The organism is Caulobacter sp. GSs2, assembly GCF_058680895.1.
On sequence record NZ_CM178725.1, the window covers coordinates 2,538,059 to 2,551,528 of the forward strand.

6 protein-coding genes are annotated in these 13,470 nt (G+C 66.8%); 3 read left to right on the forward strand and 3 right to left on the reverse strand.

Annotation, left to right across the window (positions count from 1 at the left end; translation table 11 throughout):
- Positions 1–3: 3 nt before the first annotated feature.
- Complete coding sequence (locus tag ACW17Z_RS12360; RefSeq protein WP_492056222.1) at positions 4–1,533, reverse strand: helicase HerA-like C-terminal domain-containing protein; 1,530 nt, start codon at positions 1,531–1,533, stop codon at positions 4–6.
- 97 nt (positions 1,534–1,630) lie between these two features.
- Between ACW17Z_RS12360 and ACW17Z_RS12365 the strand changes: the two genes are divergently transcribed.
- The 3 genes from ACW17Z_RS12365 to ACW17Z_RS12375 all read left to right on the forward strand — a co-directional run bounded on the left by ACW17Z_RS12365 (position 1,631) and on the right by ACW17Z_RS12375 (position 9,154).
- Positions 1,631–2,761, forward strand: coding sequence for an AI-2E family transporter (locus ACW17Z_RS12365; protein WP_419319108.1), 1,131 nt, complete (start codon positions 1,631–1,633; stop codon positions 2,759–2,761).
- 272 nt (positions 2,762–3,033) lie between these two features.
- Positions 3,034–7,884 (forward strand): NAD-glutamate dehydrogenase, encoded by a 4,851-nt coding sequence (locus tag ACW17Z_RS12370; protein ID WP_492056223.1) that lies wholly within the window; start codon positions 3,034–3,036, stop codon positions 7,882–7,884.
- A 73-nt stretch (positions 7,885–7,957) separates the two neighbouring features.
- Complete coding sequence (locus tag ACW17Z_RS12375) at positions 7,958–9,154, forward strand: DUF418 domain-containing protein (protein ID WP_492056224.1); 1,197 nt, start codon at positions 7,958–7,960, stop codon at positions 9,152–9,154.
- A 221-nt stretch (positions 9,155–9,375) separates the two neighbouring features.
- Here the strand turns inward: ACW17Z_RS12375 and ACW17Z_RS12380 are convergent, their stop codons facing one another.
- Positions 9,376–11,796, reverse strand: a complete 2,421-nt coding sequence (locus ACW17Z_RS12380; protein WP_492058525.1) for a YbcC family protein — start codon at positions 11,794–11,796, stop codon at positions 9,376–9,378.
- Positions 11,797–11,813: 17 nt separating this feature from the next.
- The gene (locus tag ACW17Z_RS12385) at positions 11,814–13,379 is read right to left on the reverse strand and encodes a proton-conducting transporter transmembrane domain-containing protein (RefSeq protein ID WP_492056225.1); all 1,566 of its coding nucleotides are present in this window, start codon (positions 13,377–13,379) and stop codon (positions 11,814–11,816) included.
- Between the last annotated feature and the right edge of the window lie 91 nt (positions 13,380–13,470).

Below are 13,470 nucleotides of genomic sequence, written 5' to 3' on the forward strand. Positions count from 1 at the left end.
CGATCAGCGACCGCGCTTCAGACCCCCAAGCAGGCCCCGCATGATCTCGCGGCCGGCCTGACTGGCGACGGTGCGCAGCAGCGACTTTGCGAAGGTCTCGGCCATGCCCTGGCGATTTGAAGCGCGGGGGCGAGGGGCGGCTCGCGTTTCGCGCGCCTCTTCCCGGGCCCGAACCTTTTCTTCAGCGATCCGGACCTTCTCCGCCTCGGCCGCGTCCTGGGCGGCTTCGGTCTGGCGAAGGGCGTCCTGGGCTCGGCCCTGCAGGACCTCATAGGCCGAGCCGCGATCCTGGGCGGTGTCATAGAGGCCGGCCACCGGGCTCCCGGCGATCAGCGCGGTGCGCTCCTCCGGCGTCAGCGGACCCAGGCGCGAAGCGGGCGGGCGGATCATGGTCTTCTGCACGACGCAGGGCGCGCCCTTGGCGTCGAGGGTCGAGACCAGGGCCTCACCGACGCCCAGGCCCTGAATGGTCTCGGCCGTGTCGAAGGAGGGATTGACCCGGAACGACTGGGCGGCGGCCTTCAGACCCTTCTGGTCGGCGGGCGTGTAGGCGCGCAGGGCATGCTGGATCCGCGCCCCCAGCTGGCCGAGGACCGCGTCAGGAATGTCGGCCGGGTTCTGGGTGACGAAATAGATTCCCACGCCCTTGGAACGGATCAGGCGCACGACCTGCTCGATCTTCTCCAGCAGGGGCTTGGGCGCGTCGTTGAACAGCAGGTGAGCCTCGTCGAAGAAGAACACCAGGCGTGGTTTGTCCACATCGCCCAGCTCAGGCAGTTCCTCGAACAGTTCCGACAGCAGCCACAGCAGGAAGGTCGAATAGAGCTTGGGTGACTGGATCAGCCTGTCGGCGGCCAGCAGGTTCACATAGCCGCGTCCAGCGACGTCGGTGCGCATGATGTCGGCGAGGTTCAGAGCCGGCTCGCCGAAGAAATTGTCGGCGCCCTGGCTCTGCAGGGTCAGCAGCTTGCGCTGGATCGCGCCCACCGTCGCGGGCGAGACATTGCCATAGAGCGTCCCGATGTCGGCGGCGTGGTCAGCGACATATTTCAGGCAGGCCTGCAGGTCCTTCAGGTCCAGCAGCAGCAGGCCGTCCTTGTCGGCGACGTGGAAGACGATGGTCAGGACGCCTTCCTGAACATCATTGAGCTCCAGCAGGCGCGCCAGCAGTACGGGACCCATCTCCGAGATCGTCGTGCGGATCGGATGACCCTTCTGGCCGAACAGGTCCCAGAACACGGTCGGCGGGGCGGCCGGGGTCAGGGTCAGATCCATCGAGGCGGCGCGGGCCAGCATCTTCTCGTTGGGCGTCCCGGCCAGGGCGATGCCCGAAAGATCCCCCTTAACGTCTGCGGCGAACACAGGGACGCCGGCGTCCGAAAACGCCTGGGCCATGATCTGAAGGGTCACCGTCTTGCCGGTGCCGGTCGCGCCCGCCACGACGCCGTGCCGATTTGAGCGATCCAGTCGCTGGGTCACCGGACCCTCGCCCAGCCCGATCAGGATTTCGCCTTCACCAATCGACAAGGTCATATGCAACATCCTCCAAACTTGAGCACTGACCCTAACCGCGCCCTTGCGCCGCGCCAATCGCGGTAGGCAAAGTGTTACGATCTCCAGGAGTTCTTGAATGACCGTTTCGTCGTCCGCCGCCACTCGCAACGCCGTGGTCTTTCTGGCGGTGATCGCGGGCGGCGCGGCGCTGCTTTGGATGCGCGACATCCTTTCGCCCCTGGCCCTGGCGGTCTTCCTGGCGGTGATGATCGACAGCTTTTCGCGGGTGCTGACCATCAAGGCGCGCTTCCCCAAGCGCGTGGCCCTGCCGACTGCGATCGTCCTGTTGACCCTGCTCTTCGGTCTTTCGGTGTGGGTGGTGGCCGAAAACAGCGCCAGCTTTGTCGACCAGCTGAAGGACTATGCGCCCAGGCTCAATGACGTGATCGCCAGGCTGGCCCACGCGGTCGGCATCCATGTCGCGCCGACCTTGAGTGACCTGATCACCCAGCTCGATCCGCAACGCTTTATCGGCGCTGCGGCCCAGAGCCTGCAGAACTTTGCCTCCAGCGCCGTGCTCGTTCTGATCTATCTGGGCTTCATCATCGCCTCGCGCCGGGGCTTCAACCGCAAGATCGTGGCCCTGTTTCCGCAGGGCGGCGAGCGGGACAAGGCGATGGTGCTGTTCCACCGCATCCGCGACGGCGTGGAGCAGTATCTGTGGATCCAGACGGTCACGGGCCTGATGATCGCGGTCGGCGCCTGGCTGGTGATGGCGCTGCTGGGGCTCGACAACGCCTTCTTCTGGGCCTTCCTGATTTTCCTCGCCAGCTACATCCCGATCCTGGGCGGCGCCATTGGCTGCTTCCTGCCACCGCTGTTCGCCATCGTGCAGTTTCCCGACAGCTTCCTGCCGGCGACGATCCTTTTTGTGGCCCTGCAGGCGATCTATTTCGTGGTCGGCAACATCGTCTTGCCCCGCATGCAGGGCGACAGCCTGAACATGGACCCGACCGTGGTGTTGTTGTCCCTGGCGGTCTGGGGCGCCCTGTGGGGCGTGCCCGGCATGTTCCTGTCGACCCCGCTGACGGTGGCCTTCATGGTGATCCTGGCCCAGTTTGACGGCTCGCGCTGGATCGCCATCTTGCTGTCCGAAGACGGTGATCCGCAGGGGGCGAGTGTAACCTCGGGCGGAGAGGCGTCGGAGGCTGAGACGCCAAGGTCGGCCGCCCGACAGAAAGTCGCCAAGGGGGACTTAAAATCCTGAACGCGGCGCCTATCTCTGTTTGGTCCGACACCCCCGGTCGGACCCCCGCCCGACGCAGCCTGGTTCTCCGGCGCGTCCGAAGCGGAAAATGCCCGCCCGCTCCCCCCGGGCGGGTCTGCGCCGCCGGTTTCCCCCACCGGCGGCGCTTCCGTTTTCTCCCGACATTCCCGGCGCGTTCGAAATCCGCAAGATCCATGGCGGGTTTTCGATGTCCTGGTTGAATCACAGCCCGAAAAGTCTAGGTTGTCGCCAAAAATTCGCGAGGAAATCCCATGGCCGGTGCAAAAAATGACCCCCAGGCTTCAATGGCGGGCGGCCAGTTGTTGACGGCTTTCGCCCAGGCTTTGGGTCATGCCGCCGATGCGCTGCCGGCTCAGGCGGCTCATTTCCTCGCTCAGGCTCAGGACGACTGGTCGGCCGACGAAATGCCGGGGTTCGACGCCGGCGATACCGCTCGCGCCCTTGCCGATTTCTGGCGCTTCGGTCAGGACGTGACCGATGTGACCGAGCCGGCCATCCGTCTGCGTCAGGCGCGCAAGCCCGACGGGACCTACCTGCGCGGCGACCTCCTCGAGATCGTCCAGCAGGACCGACCCTTTCTGGTCGACAGCATCATGGGCGCAGTGGCCGAGGCGGGCTTTCAGGTCCGGGCCATGTTCCATCCGGTGGTCGAGGTTGGCGGCCAGCGCCGCTCGATGATCCAGATCTATCTGGCTTCCGTCGGCGAGGACCGCGAGGCGGCTCTGATCCAGGCTGTGGGCGAGGCCCTGGCTGATGTTCGCCTGGCCGTGCAGGACTTCGAGGCCATGCGCGGCCTGATGCGCCGCACGATCCTTGAGCTGCGCGACACCAAGGTCGCCATTCCGGCGGAGGCCCGGGCCGAGGACATGGATTTCCTCGACTGGCTGGCCGACGACCATTTCGTGTTTCTCGGCGCCCGGGTCTACGACTATCCCCGCACGAGCGACGGCGGCTATGCGGCCGAGGAGCCCCTGGATCGGCCGGAGGGCAATCTGGGCGTCCTGCGCGACGAGGTCCGTACCGTGCTGCGCCGGGGCAGCGAGCCGGCCATCCTGTCGCGTCAGGTCCTCAGCCATATCGAGATCGGCGACCCGATCGTGGTGGCCAAGTCCAACCTGCGCTCGCGTGTCCACCGGCGCGGCTACATGGACTATGTCGGGGTGCGCCGGTACGGCGCCGACGGCAAGCCCTCCGGCGAGGTCCGCTTCGTCGGCCTGTTCACCGCCGAGGCCTACGAGACCCCGGCTCATGACGTGCCGCTGATCCGTCGCAAGGTGGCGCACGTTCTGGACAGCGCCAGCAAGGATCCTGACAGCCACAACGGCAAGCGCCTGCGAAACATCCTGGAGACCTGGCCCCGCGACGAGCTGTTCCAGACGGATACCGACCAACTGCTGAGCATGGCGTTGGGGGTTCTGCACCTCTATGATCGACCCCGCGTACGGCTGTTCACCCGCCGCGACCCCTTCGACCGCTTCATCTCGGCCTTGCTGTTCGTGCCGCGGGAGCGTTACGATTCTGGCGTCCGCGAACGGGCCGGCAAGCTGCTGGCCGAGGCCTTCGGCGGCCGGGTCTCTGCCTACTATCCCAGCTTCTCCGACGCGCCGCTGGCGCGGGTTCATTTCATTGTCGGCGTCACGCCGGGCGATCACTACGAGCCGGACATGGCTCAGCTTGAAGCCGCCATCGCCGAGACCGCCCGCACCTGGGAGGACCGCTTCGAGGCGGCGATCCGTGACGGCGGCGCCCCGGGGCGGGTCGCCGAGACCCTCGCCCGTTACGCCGGCGCCTTCCCGCCCGGCTATCGCGACCAGTATGACGCCGCCGAGGCCCTGGCCGACATCGAGGTCGTCGACGCCCTGGCCGAAGGCGAGGCGGTTCGCGTGCGCGCCTTCCGTCGTCCCGACGACAGCGCGACGACCTTCCGCTTCAAGCTCTATCGCCCCGGCGCCGCAGCGCCCCTGGCCGACGTTCTGCCCATCCTCGAGCACATGGGCCTCAAGGCGCTGATCGAGGACGGCCATAAGGTTTCGCCGACCTCCGACGGCGGCGCGCGCGCGCCCGTCTGGGTGCATGAGTTCGTCCTGGCCGACGAGCAGGGCGAGCACCTGACCTTCGCCGACGTCAAGCTGGCCTTCGAGGCTGCCTTCGTCGCCATCTGGACGGGCCGCGCCGAGAGCGACGGCTTCAACAGGCTGGTGCTGGAGTTGGGCATCGGCTGGCGCGAAGCGGCCCTGATCCGCGCCCTGGCCCGTTATCGTCAGCAATCGGGCCTCGACCCCAGCCAGGGTGTGCAGGAGCAGGCCCTGGCCGATCATCCCGGCGTCGCCCGTCTGATCCTCGACCTGTTCCAGACCAAGTTCGACCCGGCCGTCCTGGCAGATCTCAAGGACCGGCGGGAACAGGCCAAGGCCGTCGAGGCCAAGATCGGCGAGGCTCTGCAGGCTGTCGAGAGCCTCGACGCCGACCGCGTGCTGCGCCGGATCGCCGCCCTAGTCGGCGCGATCCTGCGGACCAACTTCTATCAACCCGCCGAAGATGGTCAGCCCAAGCCCTATATCAGCTTCAAGATCGCCTCGCGCGAGCTGGAAGACCTGCCGGCCCCCAAGCCCTATCGCGAGATCTTCATCTCGGCCCCGCACATCGAGGGCGTGCACCTGCGCTTTGGCCCCGTGGCGCGCGGCGGCCTGCGCTGGTCCGATCGCCGCGACGACTTCCGCACCGAGGTGCTGGGACTGGTCAAGGCTCAGCAGGTCAAGAACGCGGTGATCGTGCCGGTCGGCTCCAAGGGCGGCTTCTATCCCAAGCAGTTGCCGCGCGGCGGTGATCGCGACGCGGTCCAGGCCGAGGCGATCCGCGCCTACAAGACCTTCCTGTCGGGCCTGCTCGACATCACCGACAATATCGACGCCGACAACAGGGTCGTGCCGCCGGTCTCGGTGGTCGTGCATGATGGCGAGGACCCCTATCTGGTCGTCGCCGCCGACAAGGGCACGGCGACCTTCTCCGACATCGCCAATGGCGTGGCCGAGGATTACGGTTTCTGGCTGGGCGACGCCTTCGCCTCTGGCGGTTCGGTCGGCTACGACCACAAGGTCATGGGCATCACCGCCCGCGGCGCCTGGGAGGCGGTCAAGCGCCACTTCCGCGAGATGGGCAAGGACATCCAGACCCAGCCCTTCACCGTCGTGGGCGTCGGCGACATGAGCGGCGACGTGTTCGGCAACGGTATGCTGCTGTCGAAGCAAACCAAACTGCTGGCCGCCTTCGATCACCGGCACATCTTCCTCGATCCCGATCCGGACACAGCATCCTCGTGGGTGGAACGCGACCGGATGTTCAAGCTGCCGCGCTCCTCGTGGGACGACTATGACCGCAGCAAGATCTCGGCTGGCGGCGGCGTCTTCGCCCGCAGCCTCAAGAGCATTCCCCTGTCGCCGGAAGTCCGCGCCCTCTTCGAGATCAAGGCCGAGGCCGTCTCACCGGCCGAACTGATGACCGCGATTCTGAAGTCCAGGGCCGAGCTGCTCTATCTCGGCGGCATCGGCACCTATGTGAAGGCCCAGGGCGAGAGCAACGCCGACGCCGGCGACAAGGCCAATGACGCCGTACGCGTCAATGGCGCGGACCTGCGGGTCAAGGTGGTGGGCGAGGGCGCCAATCTGGGCCTGACCCAGGCAGGCCGAATCGAATTCGCTGCGGCCGGGGGGCACATCAACACCGACGCCATCGACAACTCGGCCGGCGTCGACAGTTCCGACCATGAGGTCAACATCAAGATCCTCACGGGCCTGCTGGAGCGAGGCGGTGAGCTGGATCGTCCCAGCCGTAACACGCTGCTGGCCTCCATGACCGATGACGTCGCCCATCACGTGCTGGAGCATAATTACGATCAGACCCTCGCGCTGACCCTGCTGGAAAGCGACGCCACCAGCGAGGTCGACCCCCAGATCCGCTATATGGTCGATCTGGAAAGTCGCGGGCGCCTGGACCGCAAGGTCGAAGGTCTGCCGACCAATACGACTCTCCTCGAGCGCAAGCAGGCCGGCAAGGGTCTGACCCGACCGGAGCTGGCGGTGCTGCTGGCCTATGGCAAGCTGGACCTGTTCGATGAGATCGTGGCCTCCGACGCCCCTGACGATCCGTGGTTCGAAAAGACTCTGCGGGGCTACTTCCCCAAGGGCCTCGACCGCTATGCCGCCCAGATGCAGACGCACCGGCTGAAGCGCGAGATCATCGCCACGGTGGTCGGCAATCAGATGGTCAACATGTGCGGCCCGACCTTCGCGACCCGCCTTAAGGCCGCCGCCGGTTGCGACACCGACGCCCTGATCACCGGGTTCACGGCGGCGCGCGAGATCCTCGGGATCGACGCGCTGTGGGATCAGGTTTCGGCCCTGGACAACCACGCCTCCGCGGAGGGCCAGACGGCGCTCTACAAGGCTCTGTCCTACGCGCTGCGCAGCCTGACCTTCTGGCTGGCCAGGCGCGCATTCCGCGACAAGACCAAGGTAGAGGCGCTGGTCGAGAGCTACGGCCCTTCGGTCTCTGAACTGCGGGCCATGACTCCTGCCGTGCTCTCTGCGTTTGAACAGAAGGCTGTCGCCAAGCGGGTGAAGGCCTATGTCGCCGACGGCGCGCCGGAAGCCCTGGCCCAGGGCGTGGCGGCGCTGCAGCCCCTGACCATCGCCGCCGATCTCGTCGACCTTGCCAGCGCCTCCAGCTGGACCGTCAAGAACGTGGCGCGCCTCTATCACCAGACCGGGGCGGCCTTCGGCTTTGACCGGTTGCGCGGCGCGGCGGGCTCGTTCGTCGGCGGCGACGCCTTCGAGCGCCTGGCTGTGCGCCGCCTGATCGAGGACCTGCTCAGCGAGCAGACGTCCATCACCCAGGCGGTGCTGAAGTTCTCGGCCAGCGCCCAGGCCGGCGAGGACGAGCTGTCAGCCAAGGCGGCGGTGACCTCTTGGGCCGCCCTGCGTATGGGTCCTGTCCGCTCGGCCAAGCGTACGGTGGAGGATATCGAGAACGCCGGCGGTGGCTGGACCTTCGCCAAGCTGACCATCGCCAATGCCGCGTTGCGCGAATTGGCCAACGCGGGTTAGGCGCGCCTGACGCGAAGGTTGTGGCGCGGGCCCTGGTCGGACTAGGCTCGCGCCACAATGCCTTGGGGGGCACATGGTCAAGAATCGCATCGTCCTGCTGGACTCCCTGCGGGGTCTGGGGGTGCTGGGCATCCTGCTGTGCAACGCGCCGGACTTCGCCGTCACGGCGGGCCTGGCAGAGTCGGTGCGCCACTGGCCGCACGGGACCGGGGCGGACACGGTCTCGGTCTGGGTCGCCACCCAGTGGCTGTTTCAGCGCAAGTTCGTCACCCTGTTCGCCATGCTGTTCGGCGTCTCGATTTTCCTGGTCGGTGGCGAGCGGTCCGAGACCGAGCGCGGCGCGACCCTGCGCAAGCGCCTGATGTGGATGGTGGTCTTTGGTCTGCTGCACGGCTTCGCCATCTGGTTTGGCGACGTTTTGCTCAGCTACGCCTTGGCCGGCTTTCTGGTGATGTTCGCCCGCTCCTGGGCGCCCAAGCGGCTGTTCAAGGTCGGGATCGGCATCTGGATCGGCTTCTCGCTGCTGATGGCCGCCGGCATGGTCGCCTCGATGCTGATGCCGCACGATGCGGCCGAAGAAGCGGCCCAGGCCGCCAAGGAAGCCGCCACGAACAGCGCCGCCGCCGCCCAGTATGCCGGCACGTTCATGCAGTCGCTGATCCAGAACGCCAAGGACCGCCTGCCGCTGCTGGCTGGCGAGCCGGTCATCGTCATGATGACGGGCAGCCTGATGCTGATCGGCCTGGGCTGCTTCAAGACCGGGGTCTTCACCGGCGAGGCCTCGAAGAAGACCTATGCGATCCTCACCGTCGTCGGCCTGCTGGCCCTGGCGGTCACCGGCGCGCTGTTTATCACCGTCGCCCTCACCGGCCTGCCCAGGCCGCTGGGCATGATCGCCGGCGTCGTCCAGATGGCCACCGCGCCCCTGACCACACTGGCCTATGTCAGCCTGGTGGTGTTCGCCTCGCGGTCGGCGGGCTTCTGGAAGAAGATCCCCGAAATCCTCGCCCCCGTCGGCCAGATGGCCTTCACCAACTATCTGGCCCAGTCGTTCATCATGACGGCGATCTTCTACGGCGGCCGGGGCCTGAGCCTGCATGGCAAGGTCGACCGGCCCGGCCTGGCCCTGATCGTCGTGGCCATCTGGATCGCCCAGATTCTGTGGTCGAAGTGGTGGATGGACCGATTCAGCATGGGCCCGCTGGAGTGGTTCTGGCGCCGGCTCTATCGCGGTCCGACCCCGATCCAGCGGAGCAGGGCGGGAGCCTAGAGACTTTCCTGAGCCGTCGGGGGAGCCGCATGGGAGACTCTGGCGATTCAGTCAGGTCGCAGAATGCTCAAAGCCCTCAGCGCCAGGTGCGCCATCACGGTCATGCCCTTCCTCGCTGAGAAGGGCATGACCGGGTTGCGGGCTTCAGCGAACGCTGCGCGCAGGATGTGGATGGTCTCCGATCTCAGCCAAGGCAGGTGAGAGCCGACGCGTTTTACAAGTCAGACCGCTATCTTCAGAGGAATGGCCGGATCGGGCCCGACGTTCATCGCGGTCCATTGCAGATCGCCGGCGTAGCGCCACGCCATCCTGCCGGTCTCATCGAGGGCGAAGAGATGCAGCCAGCGATTGTCAAACAGCGAGCGAACGCTCTCATGCCGTTTGAGGATCTCGGTCATCGCCTCGCGCGGCGCTTCGATGCAGACAGACAAGCGAAGCGGCTCATGCACGTAACGCTCGCCGTCATGCACGGATTGCCAAGGGAGACCGGCGCGCATCACGCCGCCCGCCCCCTCGACGACGCCGATGCCGCCGGTGACGTTGTGCAACAGCTTGTTGCCGCCGCCGAACACGGCGGGCGCCACGGTGGATCCGTAGTACTGCAGGCTGATCCAGCTCGCGACGACCACGGGCGCCGTCAGGATCAGTTCCAGAACGCCAAAGCCCCGGTCCATCTTCCAGTCATAGTCATGAAGGAAGGCGCGCCCCTCAAGGGTCTTGCCCGCTGTCCGCCGACGGGGCGCGGCAATGAACGCCTTGCAACCGGCCAACGCCCATTCGGGCCGCACCTCAGCCCAGTCGCGGCTTCGATGCTTAACGCGACCCTCCCCCCCGGCTCTTGGCAGGCGTAGCGCCCGTTCGCCTCGTGAAATAACGCCTGCCGCCTCGAGGCAAAGCTCCGCCTGGCGGATATCGTGCTGATGCGGCGTCGAGGGATGATCGTCCGCATAGAGTGTGACAGCGTCGGTCGTGGTGTCATGCAGAGCGCCGAGGAACAGCGTATCGGCTGGAATCTCGATTCCTTCCGATGACAGGCCCGAGCGCACCTCCGGGTCATTGAGCAACGTCGCCAGCAGCCGCGCATTGACCTCGCCGGAATAGCCGCCGCAGGCCCCGCAGTGAAGGCCGCTGGCGTGGGGGTTGTTGACGACGTTCGCGCCGTGTCCGGCCAGAAGCACAAGGCGCGCAAAGTTGCTTGTGAGCGACATGGCCCGCAGCACAGTCTCGGCGGTCTTGGTCCGCGTTGCCAGATCGAGAGCGGGATCAAGACGGGGCGCGGGATCATGGGGCGCGGCCGTGGCGTGAAGTCCCAACGCATCGCTGACGAGTTTGCTGACATAAACCGGGCCCGTCGCCTCGACGAAGGCGAAGGAAGAGACGGCGGCGAGCTTGAAGCGACCCCAGGCCCGCTTCGCGCGAGCCTTGAACCGCGCCGATTGATCCGCCTCGGCGTCATCGGGGCCGCCAGAACACGTGATCAGGCCCGGATTGAGCAGCACGGGCAATCGGTGCTCCTGCACATCGGATGCAAAGCGGCGATGGGAGGCCGTCAGCCCGAAGAACCCTGCGAACCCCAGGGTCTGGACATCCGGATTGACCGACTCCAGCGCCCGCCGAAAGACCTCGGACCGGACATCGATGCAGAAGGCGGCCTGGAGCGCGGGTCGTTTGCCCGTCGCAAGTGTCCCCGGCGCCGCGAGCGTTTCAGCCAGGGCCCGCTGCGCCGAGCGCTCCAAAGCGTCCTGCAGGATGGCGTCCACCACATGGTCGGCCGTCGCTCTGACAGGCTCCGCATGATGGGCGACAATTGCCTCCCAGCGATCTGCGATCTTCGCCTCGTATCGCTCGAGGAGGGCCGCTTCCCAGATCAGACGGATAGCCAGAAAGTCGCTTATGGTTGGGTCTTCAGCGCCGCCCAGCTCCGCCTGCCAGAGCCGGTAGCGGGCATATTGCGCCCAGCCGCCCAGTGTCATCAGCATCTGGTGGAAATAGGTTTCCAGGGCCTCGGCCGGAATGGCGATCCGCTGCGTCACGCTCGCAATCGCGCCTGAAGCCGTTTCCGGGGCTTCCGAAACACGGGTGGCAAAACCCGCCAGGCCGACGATCTCGGGCGTCAGATCATGGGTGGCGACGGCGCGCCAGGCGGCGTAGGCGCCGCGACCGCGTGGGGCCGCCCAGAGCGCCTGGCCCTCATCGAAGTATCCTGCCGCCCACGCCCCGAAGCGCTCCGCGATCAACCCTGGCCAGTCGATTCCCGACACCTCGGCGGCGAGGTCGGCGATCGTCGGCAGCGCTCCAGCAGTGGGTTTCGAGACATGGGCGGCTGACTTGAGCGCGGCGAGGCTTGCAGGACGCGGCGTCTGCACAGCGCTGGCCAAGGCCTCCGACAGGTCGCCGTCGGTGATGACGCCGCTGGCGATCCGCTCCTGGTACCAGCCTCGGGGCATGGTCACCGCGACGCCCGATACCCGCGCCAACCGCGCGGCGACTGTGGCGAGGGTCTCATCGGTCTGGCCGAGGAACGGATTGACCGCAACGCTAGACGCCAGTGGCCAGACCGGAGCGATGGCCCGGGCGGCGCGATCAGCGGCGGCGTCCAGCCTTGGGGTGTCGAGCATGATCGGAGTCTCTGAATTCATCATTTTGTCCTCCAGGCGGATCAAGTTGCTTTGCGCAGACGCCAGCCGCGGAGCAGCCGATCGAACACCGCGTTGGCGTAGAAGCCGTTGGAGAGATGCACGCGCAGCCCTGCGGCGGCCGGGTGATAGGCCCAGAGCGGAAACATCGCCTGGACCACGGCGACGAGGCCGAAACTGATGACCGCGAGCATGATCAGCGCCCATTGCAGCGGCCCCGGCGCCGGGGCGGCGGGCAGGACGCCAGAGGTCAGCCAGATGGCAAGGACCTGAAGCGCGAAGTAGCTGACCGAGGTGGCGACGGCGTAGACGATTGTGCGCCGGGTCAGGGCCCTTGGCGCCGCGTCAGCAAGGCCCTGCGCCAGCATGTAGGCGACGCCGAAGATCAGAATGGCGCCCAGGGCGATGGCTTGCGGCGACTTGTGCTGGAACACGAACCCGAAGCCCAACCCGACCACGGCATAGATCGCCAGGGCCAGAAGAAAGGCGCGCCCGACTGCGCCGGCCTTTGGAATGGCCACGGGACCTGGCCTGCGATTGGCGGCGATCAGGTCGACCGCCCCGCCGGAAGCCAGGAAGGAATGGGCCTTGTAGAGCGAGTGAGCCACGATGTGCAGCAAGGCCAGCGGAAAGAGCGCGAGCCCGCATTCCAGGATCATGAAGCCCATCTGGGCGACCGTCGACCAGGCCAGCGAGGTCTTCACCGCAGGCTGGGTCAGCATCACCAGACCGCCGAAGAGCGCAGTGAACCCGCCGACCACCACCAGGACTGCCAGAACGCCTGGGGCCAGCAACATCACGTCAGCGAAGCGGATCAGCAGAAACCCGCCGGCGTTGATGACGCCCGCGTGCAGAAGCGCCGACACCGGCGTCGGCGTCTCCATCGCCTCGGTCAACCAGCCGTGCACGGGGAACTGCGCCGATTTCAGAATGGCCGCCGCTGCGAGGAAGCCGGCCGCCGCGATCGCGAGTCCGCCGCCGTTCCCGGCGCGCGCGCTGCTCAGGATCTGCGCGATGTCGGCCGTGCCGTAGGCCAGGGCCAGCAACACCGCCGCAGTGATCAGGGCCGCATCGCCGAGGCGCGCGGTGACGCGCTTCTTGGCGGCGGCACGCTGAGCGGCGACGCGCTCCGGATAGAACAGCAGCAGCCGGTGCAGAAAGACGCTCGTCGCGATCCACGCCAGAACGAGCTGGACCAAATTGCCCGAGAGCACCAGGAGAAGCACCGAGGCCAGCGTCATGCAGAGCCAGCCGGTGAACGCGCCCTGTCGCGCCTCGCCGTCCAGATAGGTGGCGGTGTAGCGCACCACGACCCAGCCAATGAACGAGACCAGCAGGAACATCACGGCGCTGACGGCGTCGAGCCGGAGGGATAGACCGATGCCGTGCAGCCCGATCAGGCGGCTGTCCCCCGACCCGTACAGGACAAGCCCTCCCGCCGAGATCGCCGCGACCACCAGGGCGACAAGGGCCGCGGCTTCAGCCAGCCGAGGCAGCATGCGAGGCCTGCGGCCAGGGGTGATGAAGCCGACGGCGGCGCACATCAAAAGCGCCAGGGGCGCGGCAAACGGCAGGAGATCGATTGGCACTGGTTTTTCCCCACTCACCGCCTGTTGCGGGCCGGGCGCCGAGTTAGATCGTTCCGGAGCGTGCGGAAAATTCATTGTTTCTGCAATATCG

Excerpts from the sequence above, each read along its gene's own strand:
- ACW17Z_RS12380 (WP_492058525.1), bottom strand. The coding sequence starts at position 11,796 with ATGATGAATTCAGAGACTCCGATCATGCTCGACACCCCAAGGCTGGAC.
- ACW17Z_RS12370 (WP_492056223.1), top strand. The coding sequence starts at position 3,034 with ATGGCCGGTGCAAAAAATGACCCCCAGGCTTCAATGGCGGGCGGCCAG.
- ACW17Z_RS12360 (WP_492056222.1), bottom strand. The coding sequence starts at position 1,533 with ATGACCTTGTCGATTGGTGAAGGCGAAATCCTGATCGGGCTGGGCGAG.
- ACW17Z_RS12375 (WP_492056224.1), top strand. The coding sequence starts at position 7,958 with ATGGTCAAGAATCGCATCGTCCTGCTGGACTCCCTGCGGGGTCTGGGG.
- ACW17Z_RS12365 (WP_419319108.1), top strand. The coding sequence starts at position 1,631 with ATGACCGTTTCGTCGTCCGCCGCCACTCGCAACGCCGTGGTCTTTCTG.